The sequence below is a fragment of the Chryseobacterium gambrini genome (assembly GCF_900156825.1).
Lineage (GTDB): Bacteria > Bacteroidota > Bacteroidia > Flavobacteriales > Weeksellaceae > Chryseobacterium > Chryseobacterium gambrini.
The window spans coordinates 482,609-508,829 of the sequence record NZ_FTOV01000002.1; the positions used below are offsets into that span (position 1 = coordinate 482,609).

Consider the following 26,221-nt stretch of genomic DNA (forward strand, 5'->3'; position numbering starts at 1 on the left):
AATAATAAAGATATAACATAAAAGGTATATATTAAATAGTAGAGAATTAAAATTTTTCAACCGAAATAAAAACGCCTTTATGATCACTCACCACATTTTTATCCACAAAAATTCCGTATTCTGTATCGTCTGAAAAACCTTTCGGAATCAAAATATGATCAATATTTTCTTCAATTTCTGAGGTAGAATTGATTAAGTTTAATTCTTTAAATAGACTTTTTAAAGTTTCTGTTATGCTGGAACTGATTGAAAATCGTTCTTCACCTTTTCTGAATGATGTATTAAAATCCCCAACGATAAAAATATTTTTGTTCTCTGCATAAATTTTTCGACAGTCGTGGATGGTATTCTGCAATTCGGTATCCACAAAAGGTTTTCGGTTAAACCAAGTTCCGATAATCGTACAATAGAAAACAATTTTTCCCAATTCTGTTTCGAATTCCAAAGCGAGATTGGTTTTATCATCCGCCACAGCATATTTTTTCGAATAGGGAATTTTAGAGTATAAAACTGTCCGGAAAGCTTTTTCTCCATTTAAATATTCTGAATAATTAAGATTTTCATAAACGGTGTTCTCAGGAATTGACGAACAGAGATATTTATACGGGAAATTTTGAAGATCAAGATTGACGGCTTCCGTGAGAATAAGGAAATCGAAATCAAACTGATTAAGAAATTCCGCGGTTCCTGAAAATTTCTTTTTTCTTGCCCAATCGATGTTGAGGGTTGCAATTTTCAATAGTCTCTGTTTAAAATTAATTTCCGTTGATTGTTGTCATAATAACTTGCATGACGACTTGTATCTTTGAAAGATATTTCTTCATTTTCTATTTCATTAAATCTTTGCTTATCGGTTTTTGCAAAATCAATCACCGTAAATGTGTTTTCATCTAAAACAGTAAAATCAACGAGTTTTAAATATTCAGGAACAGATTTTCTGTCGATCATAATCTTTCCGCCGCCAAATTGATGTCTGTCCTGTCCATTTTTCTTTACTCCGGAAACCCAATATTCTTCGCCTGTTTCAATATCAAAATGATTTCCCGAAATGCCGGGAATTTTAAGTTTTTTAAGAGCCTTATTATTGAAATATACCGTTTGTCCGGATTTTGAAAATTCAACCAAACCAATCCACGCAGATCCGTGATGACCGGAAGATTTGTTTTCGATATATCTTATTTTTGATTTCATGTTTCAATTATTGATCTTATCTTTTTAATTTCTCAAAGTCATATAAAGTAATGAAATCAATTTTATGACCCCATATTTCATTCATTTTCGCCTTGGGAAAAACTCCTGAAATAGAGGTGTTTTCAAATTCATCCTTGAAATAATATTTTATATCTGCTTTATAGATTAAAGATGTTTTTACATTGCTTTTTAAAGATAAAAGAGATTTCCAGTCTTTATCTTCCTTCCCTTCGTTATAGTAAGCTCCTGTGAAAAAAACTTCAATCGTATTTTCTTTAATATCTTTTGAGAAAATATTCTTCTCCTTACTTAAAGGATAATATTCTTTATAAGGTTCCATGCTCAAAACGCGGTATTCATATTTATTGCCCTTTTCTTTCAGTTCTAAAATAATTTTTGAACCTAAAGGAAAAGTAAATATTCCATATTCGGTTGGAAATGTAGTAGGAATATTCAGTTTTTTTTGAGAAAATATTTTTCCTGTAAAAATTAAAATGATAATAAGAAATAAGAGTTTTTTCATGGTTAAATTTTGAATTGAAATCAATACCAAATATACAAAAAGTGATTATTCAAAAAAGCGATTTAATATTAGCCTGATTTCCCATAGTTTTTCCCTGAACCTCACCATTAATCCTATCGATTACAAAAAGTAACTAATGCAGTTTATTAGTCTTATCTTTGTTGTGTAAAAATTTAAAATAATGAAACCGACAAAAGTTTATGAAATGCTTTTGTCTAAACAGAATATCCCGATATGAAAAATTTTGAAATATCAGTATTGGATCTTGCCCCTGTAAAGCAGGGAAAAACTGTTCATGATACTTTTCAGGACAGCTTATCTTTAGCCAGCCATGCTGAAAATTTAGATTATAAAAGATTCTGGCTTGCCGAACACCACAATATGGAAAGCATTGCCAGTTCTGCAACTTCCGTTCTGATTGGTTTTATCGCCAACGGAACAAAAAAAATAAGAGTTGGTTCCGGAGGAATTATGCTTCCGAACCACAGTTCATTAGTGATTGCCGAACAGTTCGGAACCCTTGAATCCCTATTTCCCGGAAGAATTGATCTTGGTTTGGGAAGAGCACCGGGAACGGATGGTTTAACCGCTCAGGCTTTAGGAAGAAATCCTGCAATGATCAATCAGCAGTTTCCAAGACAGATTTTAGAATTACAGAAATATTTTTCCGAAGAAAACCGTGATGCTTTGGTTCGTGCAATTCCGGGAGAAGGACTGGATATTCCGATGTATATTTTAGGTTCGAGTACAGACAGTGCTTTTTTGGCAGCAGAATTGGGACTTCCTTATGCTTTTGCGGGGCATTTTGCGCCGGAGCAGATGGAAATGGCTTTCAATATTTACAGAGAACACTTTGAACCGTCAAAATACTTAGACAAACCTTACATCATTGCCTGTGTAAACGGAGTTGCAGCAGAAACTTCTGAAGAAGCTCATAAAATGTCCACAACATTGTTTCAGGCTTTTATTAATATTATACGAAACGACAGAAAACCTTTTGCACCGCCGATTGACGATATGGATGACATCTGGTCGCCCATGGAAAAATCTATGGTTTTGCAGAAACTGAGATATACTTTTATCGGAAATCAGAGTGAAATCGAAGAAAAGCTGAAAAGTTTTCAGGAAAAATTTAATGTGGATGAACTGATGATTAATTCTCACATTTACGATCATCAGAAAAGACTGGAATCGTACAGCATTTTCAGAAAAGCTAAAAATTCTCTATTGGTCGAAGCGAACTAGCATAAAAACTTCTTCAATAGGTTAACAGAAAATAAAAAAGAGTCCGTCTCAGAGTGTATGAGAACGGACTTTTTTTATCGTTTTTCTTGAATTCCTTACGGATGATCTTTTCAATCTCTTGGTTTTATGTAAGAGCTTATTATTGTAGCTTTTATACGATTTTCAGCGATTGAATCAATCCGTTCTCAAACTCGTAATGGTAAGTCAAAACAATCGGACTTCCCGGAAAATTGCCCGAGACTTCGGCTTTCAGTTCCTGTTTGGTTTCTGAATAGTCTAAAGGTTTCATAGTTGCTTGAAATTCTTTGTTGGCTTTATCTATCCAGTTTTCGATCTCTATTTTCCCGTGATATGTTTTTCCTTCGTCAAAAACGACGGCTGTTTCGGTAAAGCAGTTGGTATAAGCTATACTGTCAAAATTGTCCTGTGCTTTTACTAAATCGGTGATTACTTTTGGTAAATTCATTTTTTTTATTTTTTATGATGATTATATTAAATAGTAGGAATGGTTCCGCCATCAATTACGAATTCAGTTCCTGTAAGATACCCTGCTCTTGGTGAAACTAAGAACCCAACCAGTTCGGCAATTTCTTCGGGTTGTGCAGGTCTGCCAAAAGGTATCCCGCCCAATGCGTCCATTACACTTTGTGTTGCCTGTTCTTTTGTAATGTTAGAGCTTTCTGCAATACGTTCCATCATTTTTTCGGAAGCGCTAGTCATGATCCAGCCTGGTGAAACGGTCAGAACCCTTACTCCTTTTGCCGCAACTTCATTGGATAAACTTTTGCTGTAATTAATTAATCCTGCTTTTGCCGCCGCATAAGGCAAAGTAGACTCGTAAAGCGGCAATCTGCCCTGTATGGAAGCAATATGAATGATCACACCACTTTTTTGCTCAAGCATTTTCGGTAGAAATCCTCTGTCTAAACGGACGGGAGCCAATAAATTGGTTTGAATAGACAGTTCCCAGTCTTCATCGTTCAGAACCGCAAAACCACCGGCTTTTGTTTCGGAACCACCCAGATTGTTAACCAGAATATCCAGCCTTCCAAATGTTGCTAAAACTTCTTCCACCACTTTTTCGGTTCCTGTTGCTGTACTTAAATCTGCTGAAATGAAATAGTGGTTGTCATCAGAGATTTCCGGTGGGTTTCTTGCTGTGATAATTACTTTTGCACCTGCGTTTGAAAGCCGTTCTGCAATCGCTTTTCCGGCTCCTTTTGTTCCTCCTGTTACCAAGGCCGTTTTACCTGATAATTCGTTATTGAAATTAAAATCCTGTTTCATTGCTAAAATCTTTAGGACAAAGTTCAGACTTATGTACAGTCCTTACAAGTACGGAATTACGATTCACATAGGGATAAATTTTTCCCCTATTGTTCATTTTGGAACATAGGCTTAACTTTGTGTAATGTATGAGAGAAAAATTTTACCCAATCTGAATTGTGGTTTGGATCTTATTGGCGAAGTATTGTACGGCAAATGGAAAATCCGTTTGCTGTGGTTCATTAATGAAGGTCATTTGCGTCCCAGTGAACTGCAGCGCAAAATACCCGATGCAACAAGAAGGGTGTTGAATATTCAGTTAAAAGAACTCGAAGAGCACGAATTAATTACCAGAAAAATTTATCCTGTTGTACCGCCCAAAGTAGAATACAGCCTTACTGAACTGGGAAAAACGCTGATTCCTGTAATTTCTGCATTGGGAAATTGGGGAGACAGGAATGAAGAGCATTTACGATCAGTTATTTTAAAGCGTTTGAACTCCGAAAATAAATAGTGTGTTTTTTAAACTTAAATCCGGAAATATTTACAACTCTGTGTTCGGCAGATAATAAAGAGTTTATATTATTGGCGATGCTTATTTTTATGAGTATCTTTGCACAAATTTAAAAAGTAAAAATGTCTGATATTAAGTTAAATACTATTCCAGAGGCGATAGAAGACCTTAAAAATGGTAAAATAATCATAGTAGTGGATGATGAAGACAGAGAAAACGAAGGCGATTTTCTTTGTGCAGCAGAACTTACAACACCGGAAATTATCAACTTTATGGCGCTTCACGGAAGAGGGCTTATCTGTATGCCGCTTCCCGAAAAAAGATGTGATGAGCTTGGTCTTGAAGTAATGGTAAGCCGAAGCAGCGATCCGAAAGAAACAGCTTTCACCGTTTCTGTAGACCTTTTAGGAAACGGAACTTCCACAGGAATTTCTGCAAGCGACAGAGCGAAAACCATTCTGGCTTTGATGGATGAAAAATCTAAACCGACAGATTTCATGCGTCCTGGTCATATTTTCCCTTTAAGAGCAAAAAAAGGAGGTGTTCTGAAAAGAGCAGGACACACAGAAGCGGCAATCGATTTAACTTGTCTTGCCGGTTTAAAAGAAGGAGGCGTAATCTGTGAAATCATGAATGAAGACGGTTCGATGTCGCGTTTGCCGGAGCTTTATGCTTTTGCACAGAAACACGATATGAAAATTGTTTCCATTGAAGATCTAATTCATTATCAGCTTAAAAAAGGAAATCTTATTGAGAGAATTGAAGAAAGAAAAGTAAAAACGGCTTACGGAGATTACGATTTCTTCGCTTTCAGAGAAACATCCAACGATCAGATCCATTTTGCTTTAACCAAAGGTTCCTGGACGGTTGATGAGCCTGTTTTGGTAAGAGTTCAGTCATCAGATTCTTATTTTGATGTGTTAACGAGATTGAATAACGGCGAAAAACCTCAGTTGGAAAAAGTAACCTCAATGGTTAACGAAGCTGGAAAAGGAGCCATTGTTTTCATTAATAATGTTTCAAGCTCTGAAAATACATTAAGAAAGCTTCAGCAATTCCTGAATTATCAGGACGGACAACAGCAACATCCGACTTTGGCATTCAACTACAGAGATTACGGAATCGGAACTCAGATTCTGAAAAATCTGGGAATTAATAAATTTAAAGTAATCACCCAGAATCCTAATGTAAAACCGCAGGTTGGCGGATATGACGTTGAGGTAACGGAAATGGTGCAACTATAAAATGTGAATTGTGAATGGTCAATTTTGCTCTGCAAGTGAATTTTTACAATGTTAAAATTGATAATGAAATGAATTCACTGTTGACAATTCACTTCGACGAAATAAAAATGGCTTGAGAAATCAAGCCATTTTTATTTCGTCGAAATTTCTGAAACCGTTCAGAAAATCTTTGATATTCATTCTTTTTTTTCCTTCAAGTTGTAATTCTGATGGAAAATATTCTCCGTCTTGGGTGTAGATTTTAAATTCATTTTTAGAAATTTCCAGACTTCCGGCAGTTTTTCCGTGATTTGAAATTTCAAATTTTCCACCGAAAATTTTAAGTCCTTTTTCTTCTTCGCCTATTTTTAAAGTGGTGAATGCCGCAGGATAAGGAGACATTCCCAAAATAAACTGATGAATTTCTTTCGAATTTTTCGTCCAGTCGATTCTTGTATCTTCTTTAAAAATTTTAAACGCATTTTTCGGATGCTCAACTTCCGGCTGCGGTTTTTCGGTGATTGAGTTTTCTGCCAATCCGTTTAACGTTTTTACCACAAGTTCAGAGCCCATTTCCATGAGTCTGTCGTGAAAGCTTCCTGCGTTTTCATCCGGTAAAATGGGAAGTTCTTCCTGTAATAAAATATTTCCTTCGTCTATTTTTTCGTTGATAAAAAACGTTGTAGCTCCGGATTTTTCTTCTCCATTGATAATTGCGTAATTGATCGGCGCTGCTCCTCTGTAATCGGGAAGTAAGGAAGCATGAAGATTGAATGTTCCCATTTTAGGCATTTCAAATAAAACTTTCGGCATCATTCTGAAAGCGACCACCACAAAAACATCGGCTTCCAGTTTTCTTAATTCCTCTAAAAATTCGGGATTTCTCAGTTTTTCAGGCTGAAAAACAGGAAGATTATTTTCTACGGCAAAAACTTTTACCGGAGACTGATTGATTTTCTGTCCGCGTCCGCTCGCTTTATCCGCAACCGTTACGACACCTACAACTTCATGATGAGAACGATGAATCGCTTCCAGAGATGCTTTGGCAAACTCCGGAGTTCCTAAAAATACAACTTTCAATGATTTCATACTGCAAAGATAAGGTCTTTGATGAAGGATTGAAAGATTTGGTTTTAAAATTGAGAGTTGGTATCAGAAAAATGTTATACTGAACTCAACGAAGTATCTCAGTTAAAATGCCAATTCCATTATTTTTAAGAGATGAGAAAAGATCTTACGCCAAAGCATACGTTCTGAAGTTCAGCATTTTTACTTTTCCGGTATCCAGCAGAAAAATTAAATTTTCCAGAATATTCTCTTTGGAATGATAGCTGAGCTGAATAGAGAGTTCCTCAATCGTTGCCGGTCTTTTACTCAGCAAATTGAGGATCTGCTGGGAAATGTTTTTCCCGAAAATCGACTGTTTGTTTCGTTCACATACCGAACATTGCCCGCAGTTTTTAGCATTTTTTTCACCAAAATAGTTCAAAATGAGCTTCATTTTACAGTATTTATCATCTTCGATGTAAAATTTCATTTCTTCCCACTTCTGGATTTTATTTTTCTGAATATGTTCAAAAAGTTTCCAGTAAATGGATCCGTTTAATCTTTCGTCTCTTGGTTTTAAAAATTTAATGCTCGATAAAGCACCGTCAATATATTCCACATAGCCTTTTTGTTGAAGTTCTTTTAATCTTTCTTTGATCAATTCCACACTGGATCCTATTTTTCCACTTACCTGCTGTTCGCTAAACATCACTTTATGAGTAGTAATCCCGGAAATGGTACGGAGCATCAGTTCTAAAAAATAGGCATCTTTTCTGGGCAACTGATCAATTTCATGGGCTTCCATCAATAACTGAAGCGATGAAAGACTTTTATGTTCGTTGAAATAAATTATTTCCTGATTGTGAAGAAAATTGAGAACATTTCTGATCTTCGCATTCGAAAGTTTCGTGAAATTATAAATTCCATTGATATTCAGTTGAAAAACTTTTTCCGGAAGCTCAAATTCGGCAACCTGAAAAATAGAGTAGAGGTAAGTAACGATCTTTAAAAACTCGGCTTTATTGGGAATCTGGTTTTTTAAAATTTGGTCAAAGTTTAAAATTTCCTGCTTATTCCAAAGCAAAAATGCGAAACTTTCTTTTCCGTCTCTTCCGGAACGCCCGATTTCCTGATAATAATTTTCAATGGAAGGAGCAGGAGAGTAGTGAAGTACAAAGCGTACATTATCTTTATCAATTCCCATCCCAAATGCATTGGTGGAAATTAAGACATGATTATTGCTTCTGTTCCATACTTCCTGTTTCGTATTTTTTTCTTTCGTGGATAAACCAGCGTGAAAATAATCTACATTTTTAAGCTGATTTTTTTTCAGAAATTCACTGAGGAGTTCGGCTTCTTTTCTTGTTCTCACATAAACAATTCCTGCTTCATTCGAGAATTTTAAAATATCATATACTTTCTGAAATTTATCCGAAACTTCTTCCATGAAAATTTTGATGTTGTCTCTTTTAAAACTTTTCTGAAAAACCTGCGGATTTTTTAATTCCAGTTTTAATTTTATTTCCTCCAAAACTTTTGGCGTAGCGGTTGCCGTTAAAGCCAGACATGGAATTTTAGGATTATTTTTTCTGAATTCTTTGATATTCTGATAACTCGGGCGGAAATCCTGTCCCCATTCTGAGATACAGTGCGCTTCATCGACCGCGATGAAAGACAGCTCAATTTCTTCAATATTCTGGAGAAACTGCTTGTTGGTGATTCGTTCAGGAGAGACATACAGCATTTTTGTTAGTCCTTCTTTGCATCGGTCATAGATATTTTCTGCATCATACTCATCCAGTTCCGAAGAAAGATATTCTGCTTCAATTCCTCTTGATTTCAATTGGTTTACCTGATCTTTCATCAAGGCGAGTAAAGGGGAAATAACCAGACAGGTTCCTTCTTTTAATAAAGCAGGAAGCTGATAACAAAGAGATTTTCCGGCTCCGGTTGGCAACAGGACAAGAGTATCTTTTTCGTTTATAACAGAATCGATAATCGCTTCCTGAGAATCACGAAAACCATCATATCCCCAAAAATGTTTCAGGGTTTTAAATTTTAGCTCTTGAAAATCTTGCTGAGAAATCATAGGATAAAAGTAATAAAAGTATTCTGACAAAAAAAGCCACGCAATGCATGGCTTTTATATATTTAATAATAAATTTTTATTATTTAGCTTCGAAGTAAACTCTTCTGTTTGCTCTGTTTTTCCATTCTGGACATTTAGTAGCAGGGTCGCATTCAGGATATTTAAGGTCTTTTTCACCTCTACCTACTGCGTTAAGCTTACCGGACTGAACTCCGTTTTTAATTAAATAATCTTTTACGTTGTTCGCTCTTCTTTCAGAAAGTTTTTGGTTGTATGCATCAGAAGCTCTCGTATCTGTTGCTCCAACTACAGTGTAAGATCCACTAGAAGAATTAATGTAATTTACAGCGTTGTTAAGAATTGGAGTGTTAGAAGGTAAAATTCTGTCTGAATTCAGATCAAATTCAATTCCATCTAATTTTGTCTCTTTTTCATCAACTGGTCCAACCGGAGTAGGAGCTGTTGTAGGGCAACCTTGGTTTTCAACCGGTCCCGGAACGGTTACACACTTATCATATAGATCGATTACACCGTCAAGATCAGTATCAAGAGCTACACCCGCACCGTCCACTCTTGCACCTGCAGGAGTATCAAGCTGTCTGTCCCAATCGTCGCAAACACCATCGTTATCAAGATCTCCTTTTTTACAAACTTCGATATCCTGATTTTTATTAGCCAAAACATCTAATTTATAATAGATCTCCTGAAGCGGATCGTGCCACATTAAATGAGATTCGTGTTTTCCAAGTTTTAAAGAAACCCCTAAAGTAGCGTTGAAGAAGTTATCAGAAACCTGCTCTTCACGTTGGTTGATCGTGCTGTATTTGTCTCCTCCACCGTCAAATTCATCATCACCGGTAACGGCATACATTACTCTACCTTCGATATCGATTCTTCTGTTTACTTTAAATTTCACACCGGCACCTGCCTGAGCAAACATAGATCCAAGTTGGAACGGCTTTATTTCCGTTGCCAATCTTTGTCCTTTATCATCTTTCTGATAAGCTCTGTAGGCTAAAGTTCCGATACCTGCATATCCATGTAAGGCCCATCTGTAAGGAGAATGGTTATCCACTCTTCTGAATAGGTTTGAGAAGTTAATGTCTCCTAATAATGAGATTGCATCATATTGCGTTCTTGCAGCTACACGTTGATACGCTGAAGCGTCAGAAGGCGCAGAATCTTTTGTATTAAACCATCCCTGTCTTGTTTCTCCTCTGTCGTATTGTAAATTAAGACCGAAAGCATGAGTAATGGCTTTATCAATACTTACATATGCAGAATAACCAAAAAGGTTTTTACCGTTTCCGCTTTTTATAGATGTTAAGTCTGCAGATTGAACTAATGGTACACCAGCACCGAAAGAGATTGCCCAATCGTTAAATCTTTTAGATTTATTGGTAAACGGGGAAACATTTGCAGAGCCCGAAGAAAACGTATTTGGATATTGTCCGTTTGAAACTACTGCAGTTGAGTCCTGTGCAAAGGCAACTGTAGGAACAGTAAGTGCTAATGCAACAATTGCTAAACTTAATTTCATAGTGTATTTTTTATTTAGTTAATTAAATGATTTAGTTATCGTTATTTAGTTGTAGTAGGACAACCTTGGTTTTCAACCGGTCCCGGAACCGTTACACACTTATCGTATAAATCGATTACGCCATCCAGATCCATATCTAAAGCAACTCCGGCTCCGTCTACTCTTGCCCCTGCAGGAGTATCAAGCTGTCTGTCCCAATCGTCGCAAACACCGTCGTTATCAAGATCACCTTTTTCACATACTACAAGTTCTGTGCTTTTGTTTTCCAAAACATTGGTTCTGTAATAAGCTTCCTGTAAAGGATCATGCCAAGCAAGGTGAGAATTGTGTTTTCCCAATTTGAAAGAAACTCCCAGGTTTACCGTCCATGCGTTATCAGATCTTCTTTTATCAAGCATATTATACTTTGAAACTTTTGAAGTAACATCATAATCTGCAGGACCTGCATTACCGCCACCGTCGAATTCGTCGTCTCCACTGATGATATACATTGTTCTTGCTTCTATGTCGATAAGTTTTGAAACTTTATATTTCAAACCTGCACCAATCTGATAATAGATTGAGTTGATGTCTAACTTTTGATTGATGAATAAAGGAATTCTTGCGGGAGTAGTGCTCCATCTGAATTCATTATTATCATACAAAGAAGTATTGAAATTCATTAAACCAACACCTGCATAACCATGTAGTGCCCATCTGTAAGGAGAATGATTGTCTACTCTTCTTAAAAGGTTAGAAAAGTTTACATCTCCCATTAAAGCAATCTGGTTATATTTCGTTTTTGCTTCTGCAACTCCGGCAGCTACACCTGCAGCTCCTTCCAGCTGTCCTCTCTGATTGGTTTCCCCTCTCTGATAGATAAGGCTGATTCCTACAACATGGGTAATCTGTTTGTCTAAACTTACATATGAATTGTATCCCCAGTTGATTTTTTTATCTGTAATAGACTTCAGATCAGAATGCACCATAAAAGCTGCACCTCCACCTACTGATACAGACCAGTCGTTGAATCTTTTAGCTTTTGTGTCGAAAGGTTGAACATTGGCAGAACCTGAAGAAAATGTATTGGGATACCTATCATTTGAAGTAACAGCTATACTATCTTGTGCGTAAGCAGCAATAGGCAACGTAGCCAATAATAATAAACCTAATTTCATACAATATGTTTTATGTTTTATTTGATAAAATTGCTTAATAATATTTTTGAAAATTCTCTTTCAAAAAGATGCTTTTTGTGAGGGATTTCCAATCTTTCTGAGACAAATTTTAATTCATTGTACGTAACGATATCTATGTCTATTACTCTATCAGAATATCCTCCTGAAGCTTTAGAATCGTTAGCTCTTCCCATTTCTTTTTCAATACTTTTAACAAAATCAAGCAGTTGAATCGGCGAAAGACGAGTAAACATTATCAGTGCAATATTACAAAAAATATTAGAACTGGCAAATTCTACGGGGTCAGATATTAAAAATTCACTTAATTGTAATATTTCATTTTCACCGGTTTGCAGTTTTTCTATGGCTGTTTCCAGATTTTTTTTTTGATCTCCAAGATTACTTCCGAGTAACAAAACGACTTTATGTTGCGACATATCGTAAAATGATTGATTTATGAAAAGTTTTTTTAAAAATGTACTGGCAAATATAGTGGCTATTGTCATTTTAGGCGCTGTGTTTTTCTTCTTTTTCATCATTATGCTGGTGTTCAGCGCGATGGGAAGTGAGAAATCTGTGGTTGTAAAGAAAAATTCTGTCCTTACCATTAATTTAAAAACCAATATAATAGACAGTCCTACAGAGGAACAGAAAGGGCTTTTTAATATTAGCGATCAGACTAAAAATGTTTTGATTTATGATGCCATTGAAGCCATCGAAAAAGCAAAAACGGATGATAATATTAAAGGAATAAGTATTGAAGCCGATTACTTGAATGCAGGAATTACACAGATTGATGATCTCAGAAATGCTATTCAGGATTTTAAAAAGAGCGGAAAATTTGTGTATGCTTATGGAAATACGGTTTCTCAGGCAGCTTATTATTTAGGATCGGTTGCAGATCAGTATTATCTTAATCCTTCGGGAATGATCGAGCTTAAAGGTTTGGCAACAGAAGTCGCTTTTTATAAAGATTTTGCCGACAAATACGGAATCGGGATTGAAGTTATCCGTCACGGAAAATTTAAATCTGCGGTTGAACCTTTTTTAAGAAACGATATTTCTCCGGAAAATAAAGAACAGCTAAGCACACTTTTAAATGATATCTGGAAAAACACTTCTTCAAGAATGGCGGTTTCCAGGAAGATGGATACGGCTCAGTTCAGAACGGTGGTCGACAGTTTGTACGGAATGATTCCTGATTTAAGTTTAAAGTATAAACTGGCGGACAAATTAATTCAGAAAACAGAATACGATCAATTAATTAAATCGAAATTAAATTTAGCAGGAGAAGATAAGCTGAATAAAATTTCTTTAGGAAAATACATTGCTTCTTATTCTGATGATGAAAAATCGGGAGACAGAGTAGCGGTTTTGTATGCTTCAGGTTCCATTAACGGAGGAGACGATTATAATGATATCCATTCGGAAAAATACATTAAATACATCAAGGAACTTCAGGATAACGATAAGGTAAAGGCGGTTGTTTTCAGAATTAATTCTCCGGGAGGAAGCGCAAATGCTTCAGATGAGATTTTATTTGAACTTCAGCAGTTGAAAAAGAAAAAACCATTAATTGTATCTTTTGGTGACTATGCCGCTTCAGGAGGATATTACATCGCAATGGCGGCAGATAAAATTTATTCTGAGCCAAACACGCTTACTGGTTCTATCGGAGTTTTCGGAGTGATTCCTTACTTCAAGGATATTGCGAATAAAAACGGAATCCGTTCCGATATTGTTTCTACCAATGCGAATTCTCAATATTATTCTTCTTTAAACGGAGTTACGCCTTACGGAGTAAGCTTAATTACCAGAAGTGTGGAAGGTACTTATAAAAGATTCGTGCATTTTGTAACGCAGAACAGAAAACAGACGTTTGAACAGATCGACAGTGTAGGTGGAGGAAGAGTATGGAGCGGAACCAGAGCCAAACAAATCGGTCTTGTAGATGAATTGGGAACATTGAATGATGCTGTGAAATTTGCCGCTCAGAAAGCCGGTTTAAAGTCTTACGGAGTTTCTTCTTATCCTAAAAGCATGACGCCTTTCGAGCAGATTTTTAAAGATCTTAATGAAGAGGATATCTCTGCAAGAGTGGTAAAAAACAAAATTGGAAAAGCAAATTATGAGCTTTTAGAGCAGATCGTGGAAGAAAGAAAACTACAGTCTGAAGTGAAAATGGAAATGCCTTACCAGATTAAAATCAACTAACTAAATTATATATTGTACAAAGAAACGGCGGATTTGAATTTCAAATCCGCCGTTTTAATTTTTTATGGCTAATCAAACTTAGCTTTTCTTCGTAAGCATTCCGTAAATCCACAGAACGATTAAAGCGCCTCCCACTGAAAAAATAATGGGCCAAAAGTGAAACATTCTTTCATCGCTTGCTCCGCCGCCGCCAAATATAGCATTGGCAATAAACCCGCCGACAAAAGCTCCGATGATTCCTAAAATACAGGTCATTAGCCAACCCATATTTTGTTTGCCAGGCATTATCATTTTAGCCAAAGCACCTACAACCAGTCCGAAAATAATCCAAAGAATAAATGTGAACATAATAATTATTTTTTTAAAATTAGTGTTAATAGATACAGCTAATTTATAAAAAAATATGAGCTGTTATCTTTTTTTGAAAAATGAATCTACAAACTCCGTACCATTAAACAACTGCAGGTCCTGCATCTTTTCTCCGACACCTATATATTTCACAGGAATCTGGAACTGGTCTGAAATCCCGATCACAACTCCTCCTTTCGCAGTTCCGTCGAGTTTGGTTACCGCTAAAGCATTAACTTCCGTAGCGGCTGTAAACTGTTTTGCCTGTTCAAAAGCATTCTGTCCGGTAGAACCGTCAAGAACCAGTAAAATCTCATGAGGCGCATCCGGAATAACCTTCTGCATTACTCTCTTGATTTTAGAAAGCTCATTCATTAAATTGATCTTGTTGTGAAGTCTTCCTGCCGTATCAATAATAACCACGTCTGCATTTTGGGCAACGGCACTCTGTACCGTATCAAAAGCAACGGAAGCCGGATCTGAGCCCATCTCCTGCTTTACGATAGGAACTCCGACTCTCTGACTCCAGATTACCAGTTGATCCACCGCAGCGGCTCTGAAGGTGTCTGCAGCGCCTAAAACCACTTTCTTTCCTTCCGTTGTAAACTGGTGCGCCAATTTTCCGATAGTGGTTGTTTTTCCTACCCCGTTTACGCCGACAACCATAATAACGTAAGGTTTCTTGGAGGCATCGATGTTTCCGGTTCCGGCGTGAGGATTTTCAAGCAGAAGACCTGAAATTTCTTCACGGAGGATTTTATCAAGTTCGTTTACGCCGACGTATTTGTCTCTTGCAACGCGCTCTTCAATTCTTTCTATAATTTTGATGGTGGTAGATGCGCCAACGTCGGAAGCAATCAGGATTTCTTCAAGATCATCAAGAACTTCATCATCTACTTTGCTTTTGCCGACTACGGCTTTCGTCATTTTTTCAAAGAAACCCTGGCTGGATTTTTCCAATCCTTTATCTAACGTTTCTTTTTCTTCTTTTTTAAAAATATTTTTAAACCAACTCATCTTATGAATTATGGAATTTAATGTTTATGATGGAAGTAAGGAGATGGAGACCTGAAGTTTAAAACCTGATTTTTAAGTTTTATGGCGAACTTCGAGCATCCGGCTTCTGACCTTCCAGCTAGATTAAAAGCAAAGATAACAAAAAAACTACCCAAAATATGAGTAGTTTTTTATATTGTAAATAAAGTGGAGATTATTTTTTCAAATAACCATCAACTTCGTCTGCATTCATTACTTTTTCTTCGAAAACGTAAGCTCCTGATTTAGAAGACTTCACCATTTTCACAACTTTGGTCATTTTTTTAGACCCGGTTTGTAGGGTTGCTACTACTTTCTTTGCCATGGTAAATTATATTTTATAAATTACTTGATTTCTTTGTGAACTGTAACTTTCTTAAGAACAGGATTGTATTTTTTCAATTCCAATCTCTCTGTAGTGTTCTTTTTATTTTTAGTAGAAATGTATCTTGACATTCCCGGCATACCGCTCTCTTTGTGCTCTGTACATTCAAGGATTACTTGAACTCTGTTTCCTTTTTTTGCCATGATTTAGTTCTTTTTTATCAATCCGTTTCTAGTCGCTCTTTCAATAGCTTCCTCGATTCCAATTTTGTTAATCACTCTCAATCCATGAGCTGATACTTTCAGTGTTACGTGCTTATCCTGCTCCGGAAGGTAAAATTTCTTCTCTAATAAGTTAATTTCAAAACGACGCTTCGTTTTGTTATTAGCGTGAGAAACGTTGTTACCAACCATTGCACGCTTTCCTGTTATTTGGCAAATTCTTGACATATCTCGATGTTCTTATTTGTACTATAATATTTGAGTGTGCAAAATAACGAAGAATTTTTCAGATAGACAAATCTTTTACAAAATTATTTATAAATAACTTATGCATTAATCATTCAGATTTCATGTTAATATCACTCACAGTACGCATTGGCTTCAGGAATGATATATTTCATATTCCCGAAATAATAATTTTTAAGCCTTCTTTGTCTTTCTCTGAAACCATCGGATTAAAAAATAAAACAGCAGAAATCCTAAAGCAAAAACAGAAAATCTCGACAGAAGATCTCCTGATCTTGTATAAAAAGTCATCCCGTCATACAGGTTTATTTTAGAAAATAAAGCAGTTTTATCGCCGTAAAAAGTATCTTCCATGATTTCCCCTTTCGCATTAATATGGGCAGAAATTCCGCTGTTTGCAGCTCTTGCGATTTCTCTTCGGGTTTCAATGGCTCTTAATTTTGCGTAGGAAAGAAGCTGTTTATGTCCTTCTGTAACGCCCCACCAAGAATCGTTCGTCATAATGGCTAAAAAGTTCGCTCCTTTTTTTACATACTCTCCCGTAAATTCTCCGTAAATACTTTCATAACAGATGATCGGAGCCATTTTTCCTTTGTTGAAAGGATTTGAAAAAGCAACCCTTTCTTTGTCGGTTCCCAAAGAAGCTACCGTTCCGCCCAGATTAATCATTGCATCGCCCAGAAGAGGCTTCAAATAGTTCATATAAGGGAAGATTTCCACGCCCGGAACCAGCTTTCCTTTGTGGTAGACTTCTACCTTCTGATTCGGAATAACCTGCACCGCCGAATTGAAACTTTCCACCCAAAGTCCCGTATGAATCTGGTAGGCTTCTTTCGGCAGATTGTTTTCATTTGTAAAAAAACGATGCGAAGAAATTCCTGTTGCAAAAACCGAACCCGGATGTTGGGCTAAAAATCCTTTAAGATTGTTTAAAATAACACTCTTTTCAAAAGCGGTTTCCGAAATAGAACCTCTTCCCGGAAGCGCAGTTTCGGGAGCGATGTAATAGTCTATTTTTGTTTTGGAATTTCTTTCTGCAAGGCTTAGAAGATCGTTTTCAATCGTTAAGCTGTCCTGCGTGTATTTTTCTGCATACGGATCCAGATCAGGCTGAAGCATCAGTACATTGACATTTCCGATTGGTTTTTCGTCAAAATTATTATATTTCACCACAGAAATAACCATCGGAATAATGATTAAAGCTGCAACAATGGATGTATTTTTAATGAGTTCTTTTCTTTTTCTCCCTGCTTCCCAGATTCTGATTGTGTAGAAAATCAGGACATTAATTAATAAAATCCAGAAACTTCCACCGGTCGCTCCTAAAGTATCGTACCACTGGATAAGTTTAGGATAATCGGAAAAAACATTTCCCAGATTCAGCCATGGCCAAGTTAATTCCCAGCCTAAATGGAACTTTTCAAAGCTCATCCAGATCGCGATCAGAAATCCTAAACCCCAATAGGTTCCCTGTGCATTTTTGTACCAGTGATAACATTGAAAAACCAATGAATACAGGAAAGAATTGACCAATACCGGAAATACAACCGCCATCATAGAATGGCTTCCGTCCGGATTTTTTGAACCATAAAGCCATCCTGTTGTTACTACATTCCAGATCACAAAACAGAGGTAGGAAAGTCCGAAAACCACCCAGCTTTTTCTGTTGTAATCTGAAAATTTGGAGACGCCGTGTTCCATCATCAAAAGCGGAACAAGCGCAAAAAATATAAAAAACGGAACGCCGTAAGTAGGCCACGAAACGGACAAAAGCATCGCTGAAATGAGCGTAAGTAAAACGTATTTCATTAAATTGATTTAACATACAAATTTAATGTTTTTGAAATGAATAAATTTGCAAACGATGTTAAAGAAATCTTATAAAATCATTATCGTTCCTTATACGCTGTTTTTGCTGTACCTCATGTTTTTCGGGATGGGCAGAACGCAGATGGAAGATAATCTGTTAACCATAGAGCCGATATTTTCTACCATCAATTTCATTAAAGGATGTATTTCATGGAAAGAAATAGTGACTATTGTTGCGGGAAATGTGGTGATGTTTATTCCCTTCGGATTTCTCGGCTGGATTTTTCCCAGACTTCAGGATTTACAGAATCTCCTTTTTACGTTTATTTCGGCAATTACCATTGTGGAAGCGATTCAGTACTTTTCCAGAATGGGAATTTTTGAAGTGGATGATATTATTCTGAATACTTTTGGTGTATTTCTAGGCTTTTTGATGAAGAATTTTATCGAAAAACGATTTCCAAACTGGATGATCTGAAATATTTAAGAATACATCACTGGAAATAGTTTTAGCCCAATTTAATAATAAGAAAGAAAATCGGCTTTAGCCAAAACTTAGTATAAATTCTGACTAAAGTCGATTTTTATTTATCCTCTGAAAAAGTCTGATTATCCATTCAGTTCTTTCGCACGTTTTTCTGCATTCAGGATACCGCTTTTTAGAATTTCTTTTAAATTATTTTCATTAAATGATTTCAGGGCAGCTTCAGTGGTTCCGCCTTTGGAAGCCACATCTTTTATGAGTTCTTCCAGACTTTTATCCGAATTGTTGATTAAATGATACGCTCCCAACATCGTCTGTTTCACAAAAAGCTGGGAAAGATTTTCTTCGATTCCCATTTCTACCCCTGCTTTTATCATCGCATCGATAATGTAGTAAAAATAGGCAGGTCCGCTTCCCGAAAGCGCCGTAACACTATCTAACAGTTCTTCATTTTCCAGATAAACAGATCTTCCGGTAGAATTTAATAGTCTCTCGATACTAATTAACTGGCTGAAAGAAATTCCTTCCGCAGAAGTGTAGCCTGTAATTCCCATTCCGAGAAGAGTAGGAGAGTTGGGCATGGCTCTTACAACCAATGGATGATTTAATAATTTCTGAATTTTCTCGATTTTAATTCCTGCCATAATCGATAAAACCATCTGGTTTTCTTTTAACTGAAACCGGAAATTTTCCGCTACATGCTGAAAATCCTGAGGTTTTACGGCAATGATAATTAAATCTGCATCTAAATCTTTCACTTCATCGAAAGTAGAGATCTTAGACTTTGGAAATTCTTCCGAGATTTTTGAAAATTTAGACTGGTTTCTTGTAATTAAATGAAGGTTTTCAGGCTTTATCAGTTCGTATTTCAAAAAAGACTTTGAAAAGGATAAGCCCATATTTCCGGCTCCGAGAATCGCTATTTTCATATTTGTGTGTTTTTATTATTCTGATAATTAGTTCTAAAGTTAGTAAAATTGTTTAAAATCACGAAAATCACAAAAGGTTGGATTTTAAATAGTTTTTGTGATTAATTTCTTATGGCAAATTAAAAGGTCATTTTAGAAATATTTTTAAATAATATTCACCTCCCTTTCCAGTTCAATCCCGAATTTTTCTTTCACGGAATTAATAATTTCTGTTGAAAAATCAAAAATTTCCTTTCCGGTTGCGTTTCCTGTTGTGTTAACGATAACAAGAGCCTGTAATTTGTGAGAGGCAACGTTTCCGATTTGTTTTCCTTTCCAGCCGGATTGTTCGATCAGCCATCCTGCAGGAACTTTTACAGAATTTCCGTTCGGATATCCCGGAATATTTTCAAATTTCTGCTGTAATGCTTCAAACTGAGCCAAAGGAATCGTCGGATTTTTAAAGAAACTTCCCGCATTTCCTGTTTCTTTCGGATCAGGTAATTTGCTTTGCCGGATATTGATAACCGCTCTGGAAACATCCTGAATCGTAGGATTCTCAATACCTGAACTTTCAAGTTCGGATTGTATTGCGCCGTACTCTGTTTTAATTTTATGATTTCGGAAGGTAAGTCTGAACGAAACTTCTAAAATCACATATTTTCCTTTTCCTTCCTGCTTAAAAATTGAGTCTCTGTACCCGAATCTGCATTTTTCAAGATCAAAAGTTTCAATTTCCAGCGTTTCAAGATTTAAAACCTTGCAGTCATAAAAAACATCTTTAATTTCAGTTCCGTAAGCTCCGATATTCTGCATCGGCGATGTTCCTACGTTCCCCGGAATTAAGGAAAGATTTTCCAGTCCGCCAAAATTCTTATCCAGGCAGAACATCACGAATTCGTGCCAGTTTTCGCCTGCTTTTGCCGTAACCAGAACTTCGTTTTCATTTACAGGCTGCACGGAAATTCCTTTCAGGTTTAATTTAATCACCAGTCCGTCAAAATCTTTTGTAAATAGAACATTGCTTCCGCCTCCTAAAAATAAAGTATTAAGCGAATGAGAGCGGGAGAAACTAATGGCTTCTTTCAGTTCTTCAACGGTATGTATTTCGGTGAAATATCTTGCTTTTACATCTACCCCGAAAGTATTGTATGGCTTTAGTGAATAATTTTCGTGCATTATTTTAGTTATATTCTGTTGGAAGGAGGGCGTTAATCTGGTCTTTTAATTTCTGAAGCTGTTGATAATAAATAGTATCTGAATACGAATTTACATAAACATGGTATTTTTTCGGTGTTCTGATCTGGAAAGTTTCATCAAAACCGTCAACCGGCTGTTTGCTGGGAGAGCTTTCGATTTTGTCTAACGTTTTTACATTAAGAGACGCTGTTACTCTTTTCCAGATTTGAGGTGTTATTGCAGATTTCCATTCTTTGTGGATTTTCTTTGCTGAAATTCCCTGTTCTGCAAAAACAGAATCCTTGTTAATTTTTACGATTTTGTAATTTCCGAGATCTCCGCCGATATCCGAATAGCTTATTGAAATAATTTCGTTGGGGTTTCCGGGATAATTTTCTTCCTTTTTGCTGTTACATGAAAAAAATATCAGCAATAAAATAAATAGTGAGAACAATTTCAAACTATGATATTTTATTGCTGACATATTATGTTCGTTTAAATTAAAGACTGAATTCTGATTTGTATTTTTCAAGAGCATCTTTAAGGATTGCTGCGCTTCTTCTTAAATCTTCCTCTTTCAGAACGTAAGCAATTCTTACCTGCTTTTTCCCCAGTTCCGGATTGCTGTAGAATCCTCCTGCAGGAGCCACCATAATGGTTTCGTTATTGTGGGAATAGCTTTCCAGAAGCCATTGTGCAAACTTTTCAGTATCGTCTACCGGAAGTTCCGCAACGCAGTAGAATGCGCCTTTCGGTTTTGGGCAGATTACTCCCGGAATGGCGTTCAGTAAATCTACCAGAACATTTCTTCTGTGCGTATATTCTTCTCTTACCGCTCTGATGTAAGCGCCGTCATTTTGGTGAGCCGCCGTTGCCGCGATCTGTCCCAGTAAAACAGGACTTAATCTTGCCTGTGCGAAAAGCATCGCCGCATCGTGGATTTTTTTAGAACGCGTGATCATACATCCGATTCTTACGCCGCACATCGAATAGCGTTTTGATTCTGAATCGATAATGATGCAGTTTTCTGCCAGCTCAGGAAAAGCCAGCATAGAAACCTGCTGTTTTCCGTCGTAAACATACTCTCTGTATACCTCGTCTGAAATAACAACGATGTCATATTTTAAAGCAATCTCTGCTAATTTCTGAAGTTCTTCACGGGTGTAAAGATAACCGGTAGGATTTCCGGGGTTGCAGATGACAATAGCTCTTGTTTTTTCAGTGATTTTTTTCTCAAATTCTTCAACCGGAGGAAGCGCAAAACCAGTATCGATGGTAGAAGGAATTGCCACTACATTTACATTGAAAGTACTTGTAAATCCGTTATAATTGGCATAATAAGGTTCAGGAATAATTACTTCATCACCATCATCGCACAAAGTAGAGATGGCGAAATTTAAAGCTTCTGATCCTCCGTTGGTTACAATGAAATTATCCGGTGTAAGATCTGTGAAATCCAAAGAGTGATAATATTCTGTAAGTGCTTTTCTGTAGTCGATATTTCCTTCAGAAAGTGCGTATTCCAATACTTTTAAATCAATATTCTTTAAAGCATTAAGTGCCGTTTCCGGAGTTTCAATATCCGGTTGCCCGATATTAAGATGATAAACTTTTGTCCCTTTCTGCTTCGCTTTTAGGGCGAAAGGAACCAATTTTCTTACCGGCGATGGCGGCATGTGGAGTGCTCTGTTTGAAATATTTGGCATTGTTCAAAAAATTTGTATGGCAAAAATAAGATATAATTTCTCAATAATAAAATAAAGCTTGTAAAGAAAGAATTTTAACAGATTGAGTTGAATGATTTGCTTTAAGAACTCCTGTAAAGTGAATATTTCCTTAATAATAGATACAAAAAGTGTTTTATTAATAATTTATTTTACTTTTGCCCGGAACTTAAATAGATATATGAAGAAATTAAATTTACTTTTTCCGGTTGTTTTGTTTTCGGTTCAGTCTGTTTTCGGGCAGAGAATTGATAAAGAAACCATCAGTTTTCAGTTGCTGAAAGAGCCTGTTTTTACAACAGATCTTGCCAACAGAAATTACACCATCACGGTAAAATCCCCTTATAATATTACGAAAGATGATGTTTTAAGGATGTCTAAAGAAGAGCATCAGAATCAGGTAAATAATTATCAGACCAATGTAGAAACAGCAAAGATCGAACATCAGGAAAGGCTGAAAGATTACGAAGCAGAAGTAAAAAAGCTTCAGGAAAAATTCAAGCTTGAATCTGCTGAGTACAATAAATTATCTGCTGTCGAAAAAATTGCCGCTGTAAACGGAGCGCCAATTTTAAGACTGCCTTCAAGACCTGTCCTCAATATTCCGCCGATGCCGGTTTACAGACAGCCCGACCTTAAAGATGCTCTAATTGTCGATAATAAAATTCTCGCTTCTCAGATGGATGTTGCCGGATTTTCAAAAGGAGGGAATCATCTTGATGTGCTTGTTGAAATGGAAAGAACGAATTTTCAGGACAATCAGGGGAAAACATTCGCCAATCAGCCGGTGAGAATTGTCGGAAAACAGAACGGAGTGGTTAAATTAGACAAAACCTATTTTTCAGACTTTGCCGAAATTGCAAGTGTACCCACAAATGAAATCAACCTCAATGTCCACGAAAAAAGATATCTGCAGAGAACAATGGACCGTACAAGAAATATCATCAATGATCATTTCGGATATCAGACCATCAATTCATCGGTTACTCTAGAAACGGTAAAAAATAAAGGGGATTACGACGATCTGGAAAAAGCATATATCTATGTAACGACCAATCTTAAGAAACTTCAGGCAAAATCCGATTACGCGCCCAATAAAGTTGCCATGGAAAATATGCAGAAGGGAATCGAGATGTGGAAAGCTGCGCTTGGAAAAGTTAATTACAACGATAAAAAAGCACTGTACAACCAAAAAATAGGAGAGTATCTGTATTTCAATTTAATAAGGCTGAATCTTGCTTTGGGAAATTACACAGAAGCGGAAAAATATTTAAACGAACTTCAGGAACATTTGGTAGACATCAAACTGTCTTACGATGCCAACCTCGAATTAAAAAGATTAGAAGAAAAAATTTATAATAACTAAAGAAAATAATATGATTAAACAGATTATTGCCTCTGTAATGATTACCGCTTCTGTATGCGCATTTGCTCAGGTAAAAGTGGTGGAGGGAACAAAATTTACAACCGATGCCAATCTTGAAACCGACGAAAAACTGGTTTTGGCAGACGATTACAATTCTTATATGTTCAGCGCGATTAATATCGACGGATTAATGAGAAACGTATTTCCGCATAAAAAACTGCTGATGAGAAAACTCGATCAGAACGGAAGTCTTGTAGATACTTACATTCAGGATTATGCGAATAAAACCAACGGTGTTCTTCACAACTATCTGGGTTCTCAGCAGATAGATGAAGACCGTTTTGTGGCATTTACGGAAGAATATTTCGGAAAAGAAAACAGAAAAGAGGTTTTTCAGCACGTTTTCAGTAAAAAATCGGGAACGTTTACCACAAAAAGTATCGCAAAATATACGATTGAATCTACCAACAAATCGGGAACGACCTACGTAGTTTTTTCTGAGAACGGAAAATATGCAGCCGTTTTCAACGACCGATATGCCACGAAAAAAACAGACAACATCAATGATGCTCTGGTTCTCGATTTAAGAACATTAACGCCGCTTTGGAACAAAGAAATTTCTTTAAGCAGCGATTATGTGGAAAAATCATTAACCTTAACCAACTCCGGAAAAATTGTGTTGCTTCGTAAAGCTGCGGGCTGGAAAGAATCTTATAAAATAGAGATGGTTTCCAACACGGAAGATAAAGATCTGCCTTTTGATGATAAATACATTCCTGAAAAATTATACGCGATCAGCAAAAACGACAGCGATTATCTGGTAACTTTCGGAAGAAAAAATCAGGCAGTTACGATGGGCGGAAGTACCTTCGGAACAGTGATGTTTTACGACATCAAATCCGGAAAAGCAGTAATCAGCAGTACCAATCTTGCGGGAGCGAAAGATATGAACGATGTGAAAGTAATTAAAACCATCGTAAAAGGAGATGAGGTTTTAATGGCGGTGCAGCAGGAAACAATTTCGAGACCGATGCCGACTGCAATGAACCGTTTTCCGGATCCTGAATATAAGCTTGATGTGGGTGTTTTAATGAAATTCAATAAAGAAGGAGAAGTAAAGCAGTTTGTACCGCTTGGAAGCAATCCTTCGGGAAGAAGAGTTCAGGTGATTGAATCCGGAGACAATCTGTATGTTTCCGCATTCTATCCGAAAGGAGCATTCGGGAATACAGGTTTCTCCATGAAATCTTTTGATTTTGGCAGTCTGGCTCCGAAAGAACTTACACTCGATTATAAAGGAAGAAACTTCTTCCAGAATTATGGTTTTACAGACGGAAACTTAGTACAGTTTGTTCCTGCAAACAATAAATTGTTGTTTCTGGACAAAAACGGGAAAGACGTTCAGATGTTCAGCGTTTACAATTTTGTAAAATAATTTAATCAAAATAATATTGAAAGAATCAGCCTTAAATTTTTAGGGCTGATTTTTTTGATTTAAAATAGTTTCAGTTTGAAGATGAGAAATCGTTGCAAAACCATAAAATCGAATATTCTCAAAACCCTTATTCATTGTTAAGTGTAACGGCTTTGTGAACCTAAAAACGTTTAATAAAACTTGTTTACAGTAATTTCGGAATTAACCGCAAAAGATGCAAAAGATAATAATAAAGCGAATTTCCAGAATAATCAAAGCGCTTAAAAGAATAAAAATCAAAGATTTTTAAAAACTATTGTGATCTTCTTATTTATAATCATCAGCTTTAAATAAACATTTAGTTCATCTTTTGAACCTTTTGCGGTTAAATAAAAAGTGTAAACAGATTTCATAATTAAAAAATCCTTCGTGCGCTTTGTGTTAAATTAAGCATCACGATTAAAACCTGCGAATCAAAAAAATTAAAACAAACGTTCCCTTATTCTTTGTTAAGTGTAACGGCTTTGTGAACCTAAAAACGTTTCATAATTAAAAATCCTTCGTGAGCTTTGTATTCAATTAAGCATCATGATTAAAACCTGCGAATCAAAAAAAATTCCCTTATTCTTTGTTAAGTGTAACGGCTTTGTGACCCTAAAAACGTTTAATAAAACTTGTTTACAGTAATTTCGGAATTAACCGCAAAAGATGCAAAAGATAATAATAAAGCGAATTTCCAGAATAATCAAAGCACTCAAAAGAATAAAAATCAAAGATTTTTAAAAACTATTGTGATCTTCTTATTTATAATTACCAGCTTTAAATAAACATTTAGATAATCTTTTGAACCTTTTGCGGTTAAATAAAAAGTGTAAACAGATTTCATAATTAAAAAACCTTTGTGAGCTTTGTGTTCAATTAAGCAATCGCCTTTCCAGAGCCACCGCCGAAAGGAGGACGCTTTCGGGAACTGCCGAAACCATCTCGCCAAGAGGAGCAAATTTTCGGAGCTCTCCGAGGGTATTCCGCCCAAGGTTACATACTATCGGGAACTCCCGAAATCATCTCGCCAAAAGAAATATGATTTCGGAAACCTCCGAAGCTAAAATGCCAGAGTGAGCATATTTTAGGAACTTCTTTAAATTAATTTCGG

At 36.3% G+C, this 26,221-nt stretch carries 27 protein-coding genes; 7 read left to right on the top strand and 20 right to left on the bottom strand.

The window, feature by feature from the left end; translation table 11 throughout:
* Nucleotides 1-46: 46 nt before the first annotated feature.
* From BW951_RS05755 to BW951_RS05765, 3 genes are read right to left on the bottom strand one after another with little or no spacing between them, the layout of a single operon-like run.
* The gene (locus tag BW951_RS05755; RefSeq protein WP_076390909.1) at nucleotides 47-739 is read right to left on the bottom strand and encodes an endonuclease/exonuclease/phosphatase family protein; all 693 of its coding nucleotides are present in this window, start codon (nucleotides 737-739) and stop codon (nucleotides 47-49) included.
* A complete protein-coding gene (locus BW951_RS05760; RefSeq protein ID WP_076390910.1) occupies nucleotides 736-1,191 on the bottom strand; it encodes a hypothetical protein in 456 nt (151 codons plus the stop codon). Before BW951_RS05760 ends, BW951_RS05755 begins: the two co-directional genes overlap by 4 nt.
* Before the next feature lie 16 nt (nucleotides 1,192-1,207).
* Entirely contained in the window at nucleotides 1,208-1,714 is a 507-nt protein-coding gene (locus BW951_RS05765) for a hypothetical protein (RefSeq protein ID WP_076390911.1), read from the bottom strand.
* Nucleotides 1,715-1,948: 234 nt separating this feature from the next.
* On the opposite strand from BW951_RS05765, the gene BW951_RS05770 reads away from it, so the two are divergent.
* On the top strand, nucleotides 1,949-2,959 hold the full coding sequence (locus BW951_RS05770) for an LLM class flavin-dependent oxidoreductase (RefSeq protein WP_076390912.1): 1,011 nt from the start codon (nucleotides 1,949-1,951) through the stop codon (nucleotides 2,957-2,959).
* 151 nt (nucleotides 2,960-3,110) lie between these two features.
* On the opposite strand, the gene BW951_RS05775 is transcribed toward BW951_RS05770, so the two are convergent.
* Complete coding sequence (locus BW951_RS05775) at nucleotides 3,111-3,425, bottom strand: hypothetical protein (RefSeq protein WP_076390913.1); 315 nt, start codon at nucleotides 3,423-3,425, stop codon at nucleotides 3,111-3,113.
* A gap of 26 nt (nucleotides 3,426-3,451) precedes the next feature.
* Nucleotides 3,452-4,246, bottom strand: coding sequence for an SDR family oxidoreductase (locus BW951_RS05780; RefSeq protein ID WP_076390914.1), 795 nt, complete (start codon nucleotides 4,244-4,246; stop codon nucleotides 3,452-3,454).
* A gap of 124 nt (nucleotides 4,247-4,370) precedes the next feature.
* Here BW951_RS05780 and BW951_RS05785 point away from each other — a divergent pair, with 124 nt between their 5' ends.
* Nucleotides 4,371-4,739 (top strand): winged helix-turn-helix transcriptional regulator, encoded by a 369-nt coding sequence (locus tag BW951_RS05785; protein WP_076390915.1) that lies wholly within the window; start codon nucleotides 4,371-4,373, stop codon nucleotides 4,737-4,739.
* A gap of 122 nt (nucleotides 4,740-4,861) precedes the next feature.
* Nucleotides 4,862-5,983: a 3,4-dihydroxy-2-butanone-4-phosphate synthase gene (ribB, locus tag BW951_RS05790; protein ID WP_076390916.1), complete on the top strand. Its 1,122-nt coding sequence runs from the start codon at nucleotides 4,862-4,864 to the stop codon at nucleotides 5,981-5,983.
* A gap of 120 nt (nucleotides 5,984-6,103) precedes the next feature.
* Here ribB and fmt read toward each other — a convergent pair whose 3' ends face one another.
* The 5 genes from fmt to folK form a co-directional block, all read right to left on the bottom strand.
* On the bottom strand, nucleotides 6,104-7,051 hold the full coding sequence (gene fmt, locus BW951_RS05795; RefSeq protein ID WP_076390917.1) for a methionyl-tRNA formyltransferase: 948 nt from the start codon (nucleotides 7,049-7,051) through the stop codon (nucleotides 6,104-6,106).
* 145 nt (nucleotides 7,052-7,196) lie between these two features.
* Nucleotides 7,197-9,098: a RecQ family ATP-dependent DNA helicase gene (locus BW951_RS05800; RefSeq protein ID WP_076390918.1), complete on the bottom strand. Its 1,902-nt coding sequence runs from the start codon at nucleotides 9,096-9,098 to the stop codon at nucleotides 7,197-7,199.
* A 79-nt stretch (nucleotides 9,099-9,177) separates the two neighbouring features.
* Nucleotides 9,178-10,638 carry an OmpA family protein gene (locus BW951_RS05805; RefSeq protein WP_076390919.1) on the bottom strand — a complete coding sequence of 487 codons (1,461 nt, stop codon included), beginning with the start codon at nucleotides 10,636-10,638 and terminating at the stop codon, nucleotides 9,178-9,180.
* 41 nt (nucleotides 10,639-10,679) lie between these two features.
* The gene (locus tag BW951_RS05810; RefSeq protein WP_076390920.1) at nucleotides 10,680-11,795 is read right to left on the bottom strand and encodes an outer membrane beta-barrel protein; all 1,116 of its coding nucleotides are present in this window, start codon (nucleotides 11,793-11,795) and stop codon (nucleotides 10,680-10,682) included.
* A 17-nt stretch (nucleotides 11,796-11,812) separates the two neighbouring features.
* Nucleotides 11,813-12,232 carry a 2-amino-4-hydroxy-6-hydroxymethyldihydropteridine diphosphokinase gene (gene folK, locus BW951_RS05815; protein WP_076390921.1) on the bottom strand — a complete coding sequence of 140 codons (420 nt, stop codon included), beginning with the start codon at nucleotides 12,230-12,232 and terminating at the stop codon, nucleotides 11,813-11,815.
* 19 nt (nucleotides 12,233-12,251) lie between these two features.
* On the opposite strand from folK, the gene sppA reads away from it, so the two are divergent.
* On the top strand, nucleotides 12,252-14,009 hold the full coding sequence (gene sppA, locus BW951_RS05820; protein WP_076390922.1) for a signal peptide peptidase SppA: 1,758 nt from the start codon (nucleotides 12,252-12,254) through the stop codon (nucleotides 14,007-14,009).
* 78 nt (nucleotides 14,010-14,087) lie between these two features.
* Here sppA and BW951_RS05825 read toward each other — a convergent pair whose 3' ends face one another.
* The 6 genes from BW951_RS05825 to lnt form a co-directional block, all read right to left on the bottom strand.
* Entirely contained in the window at nucleotides 14,088-14,357 is a 270-nt protein-coding gene (locus BW951_RS05825) for a GlsB/YeaQ/YmgE family stress response membrane protein (protein ID WP_076390923.1), read from the bottom strand.
* Between the two features lie 63 nt (nucleotides 14,358-14,420).
* Entirely contained in the window at nucleotides 14,421-15,374 is a 954-nt protein-coding gene (ftsY, locus tag BW951_RS05830) for a signal recognition particle-docking protein FtsY (protein WP_076390924.1), read from the bottom strand.
* A gap of 193 nt (nucleotides 15,375-15,567) precedes the next feature.
* A complete protein-coding gene (locus tag BW951_RS05835; protein WP_065722020.1) occupies nucleotides 15,568-15,717 on the bottom strand; it encodes a DUF4295 family protein in 150 nt (49 codons plus the stop codon).
* Nucleotides 15,718-15,737: 20 nt separating this feature from the next.
* Complete coding sequence (gene rpmG, locus BW951_RS05840) at nucleotides 15,738-15,920, bottom strand: 50S ribosomal protein L33 (RefSeq protein ID WP_027379950.1); 183 nt, start codon at nucleotides 15,918-15,920, stop codon at nucleotides 15,738-15,740.
* A 3-nt stretch (nucleotides 15,921-15,923) separates the two neighbouring features.
* Nucleotides 15,924-16,166, bottom strand: a complete 243-nt coding sequence (gene rpmB, locus BW951_RS05845) for a 50S ribosomal protein L28 (RefSeq protein ID WP_002976757.1) — start codon at nucleotides 16,164-16,166, stop codon at nucleotides 15,924-15,926.
* Between the two features lie 192 nt (nucleotides 16,167-16,358).
* Nucleotides 16,359-17,993, bottom strand: a complete 1,635-nt coding sequence (lnt, locus tag BW951_RS05850; RefSeq protein WP_076390925.1) for an apolipoprotein N-acyltransferase — start codon at nucleotides 17,991-17,993, stop codon at nucleotides 16,359-16,361.
* Nucleotides 17,994-18,048: 55 nt separating this feature from the next.
* Here lnt and BW951_RS05855 point away from each other — a divergent pair, with 55 nt between their 5' ends.
* A complete protein-coding gene (locus BW951_RS05855; RefSeq protein ID WP_076390926.1) occupies nucleotides 18,049-18,471 on the top strand; it encodes a VanZ family protein in 423 nt (140 codons plus the stop codon).
* A 131-nt stretch (nucleotides 18,472-18,602) separates the two neighbouring features.
* Here the strand turns inward: BW951_RS05855 and proC are convergent, their stop codons facing one another.
* The 4 genes from proC to BW951_RS05875 form a co-directional block, all read right to left on the bottom strand.
* Nucleotides 18,603-19,406 (bottom strand): pyrroline-5-carboxylate reductase, encoded by an 804-nt coding sequence (proC, locus tag BW951_RS05860; RefSeq protein ID WP_076390927.1) that lies wholly within the window; start codon nucleotides 19,404-19,406, stop codon nucleotides 18,603-18,605.
* A 144-nt stretch (nucleotides 19,407-19,550) separates the two neighbouring features.
* Entirely contained in the window at nucleotides 19,551-20,564 is a 1,014-nt protein-coding gene (murB, locus tag BW951_RS05865) for a UDP-N-acetylmuramate dehydrogenase (protein WP_076390928.1), read from the bottom strand.
* 4 nt (nucleotides 20,565-20,568) lie between these two features.
* On the bottom strand, nucleotides 20,569-21,048 hold the full coding sequence (locus tag BW951_RS05870; RefSeq protein ID WP_076391010.1) for a hypothetical protein: 480 nt from the start codon (nucleotides 21,046-21,048) through the stop codon (nucleotides 20,569-20,571).
* 16 nt (nucleotides 21,049-21,064) lie between these two features.
* Nucleotides 21,065-22,270, bottom strand: a complete 1,206-nt coding sequence (locus BW951_RS05875) for a pyridoxal phosphate-dependent aminotransferase (protein WP_076390929.1) — start codon at nucleotides 22,268-22,270, stop codon at nucleotides 21,065-21,067.
* A gap of 199 nt (nucleotides 22,271-22,469) precedes the next feature.
* Between BW951_RS05875 and BW951_RS05880 the strand changes: the two genes are divergently transcribed.
* The gene (locus BW951_RS05880; protein ID WP_076390930.1) at nucleotides 22,470-23,654 is read left to right on the top strand and encodes a hypothetical protein; all 1,185 of its coding nucleotides are present in this window, start codon (nucleotides 22,470-22,472) and stop codon (nucleotides 23,652-23,654) included.
* Nucleotides 23,655-23,664: 10 nt separating this feature from the next.
* Nucleotides 23,665-25,089, top strand: a complete 1,425-nt coding sequence (locus BW951_RS05885; RefSeq protein WP_076390931.1) for a hypothetical protein — start codon at nucleotides 23,665-23,667, stop codon at nucleotides 25,087-25,089.
* The last annotated feature ends 1,132 nt before the right edge of the window (nucleotides 25,090-26,221 follow it).

What these genes read in the sequence shown, in the direction of transcription:
- BW951_RS05760 (WP_076390910.1), bottom strand. Translation starts at nt 1,191, where the DNA reads ATGAAATCAAAAATAAGATATATCGAAAACAAATCTTCCGGTCATCAC.
- BW951_RS05765 (WP_076390911.1), bottom strand. Translation starts at nt 1,714, where the DNA reads ATGAAAAAACTCTTATTTCTTATTATCATTTTAATTTTTACAGGAAAA.
- BW951_RS05770 (WP_076390912.1), top strand. Translation starts at nt 1,949, where the DNA reads ATGAAAAATTTTGAAATATCAGTATTGGATCTTGCCCCTGTAAAGCAG.
- BW951_RS05775 (WP_076390913.1), bottom strand. Translation starts at nt 3,425, where the DNA reads ATGAATTTACCAAAAGTAATCACCGATTTAGTAAAAGCACAGGACAAT.
- BW951_RS05780 (WP_076390914.1), bottom strand. Translation starts at nt 4,246, where the DNA reads ATGAAACAGGATTTTAATTTCAATAACGAATTATCAGGTAAAACGGCC.
- BW951_RS05785 (WP_076390915.1), top strand. Translation starts at nt 4,371, where the DNA reads ATGTATGAGAGAAAAATTTTACCCAATCTGAATTGTGGTTTGGATCTT.
- ribB (WP_076390916.1), top strand. Translation starts at nt 4,862, where the DNA reads ATGTCTGATATTAAGTTAAATACTATTCCAGAGGCGATAGAAGACCTT.
- fmt (WP_076390917.1), bottom strand. Translation starts at nt 7,051, where the DNA reads ATGAAATCATTGAAAGTTGTATTTTTAGGAACTCCGGAGTTTGCCAAA.
- BW951_RS05800 (WP_076390918.1), bottom strand. Translation starts at nt 9,098, where the DNA reads ATGATTTCTCAGCAAGATTTTCAAGAGCTAAAATTTAAAACCCTGAAA.
- BW951_RS05805 (WP_076390919.1), bottom strand. Translation starts at nt 10,638, where the DNA reads ATGAAATTAAGTTTAGCAATTGTTGCATTAGCACTTACTGTTCCTACA.
- BW951_RS05810 (WP_076390920.1), bottom strand. Translation starts at nt 11,795, where the DNA reads ATGAAATTAGGTTTATTATTATTGGCTACGTTGCCTATTGCTGCTTAC.
- folK (WP_076390921.1), bottom strand. Translation starts at nt 12,232, where the DNA reads ATGTCGCAACATAAAGTCGTTTTGTTACTCGGAAGTAATCTTGGAGAT.
- sppA (WP_076390922.1), top strand. Translation starts at nt 12,252, where the DNA reads ATGAAAAGTTTTTTTAAAAATGTACTGGCAAATATAGTGGCTATTGTC.
- BW951_RS05825 (WP_076390923.1), bottom strand. Translation starts at nt 14,357, where the DNA reads ATGTTCACATTTATTCTTTGGATTATTTTCGGACTGGTTGTAGGTGCT.
- ftsY (WP_076390924.1), bottom strand. Translation starts at nt 15,374, where the DNA reads ATGAGTTGGTTTAAAAATATTTTTAAAAAAGAAGAAAAAGAAACGTTA.
- BW951_RS05835 (WP_065722020.1), bottom strand. Translation starts at nt 15,717, where the DNA reads ATGGCAAAGAAAGTAGTAGCAACCCTACAAACCGGGTCTAAAAAAATG.
- rpmG (WP_027379950.1), bottom strand. Translation starts at nt 15,920, where the DNA reads ATGGCAAAAAAAGGAAACAGAGTTCAAGTAATCCTTGAATGTACAGAG.
- rpmB (WP_002976757.1), bottom strand. Translation starts at nt 16,166, where the DNA reads ATGTCAAGAATTTGCCAAATAACAGGAAAGCGTGCAATGGTTGGTAAC.
- lnt (WP_076390925.1), bottom strand. Translation starts at nt 17,993, where the DNA reads ATGAAATACGTTTTACTTACGCTCATTTCAGCGATGCTTTTGTCCGTT.
- BW951_RS05855 (WP_076390926.1), top strand. Translation starts at nt 18,049, where the DNA reads ATGTTAAAGAAATCTTATAAAATCATTATCGTTCCTTATACGCTGTTT.
- proC (WP_076390927.1), bottom strand. Translation starts at nt 19,406, where the DNA reads ATGAAAATAGCGATTCTCGGAGCCGGAAATATGGGCTTATCCTTTTCA.
- murB (WP_076390928.1), bottom strand. Translation starts at nt 20,564, where the DNA reads ATGCACGAAAATTATTCACTAAAGCCATACAATACTTTCGGGGTAGAT.
- BW951_RS05870 (WP_076391010.1), bottom strand. Translation starts at nt 21,048, where the DNA reads ATGTCAGCAATAAAATATCATAGTTTGAAATTGTTCTCACTATTTATT.
- BW951_RS05875 (WP_076390929.1), bottom strand. Translation starts at nt 22,270, where the DNA reads ATGCCAAATATTTCAAACAGAGCACTCCACATGCCGCCATCGCCGGTA.
- BW951_RS05880 (WP_076390930.1), top strand. Translation starts at nt 22,470, where the DNA reads ATGAAGAAATTAAATTTACTTTTTCCGGTTGTTTTGTTTTCGGTTCAG.
- BW951_RS05885 (WP_076390931.1), top strand. Translation starts at nt 23,665, where the DNA reads ATGATTAAACAGATTATTGCCTCTGTAATGATTACCGCTTCTGTATGC.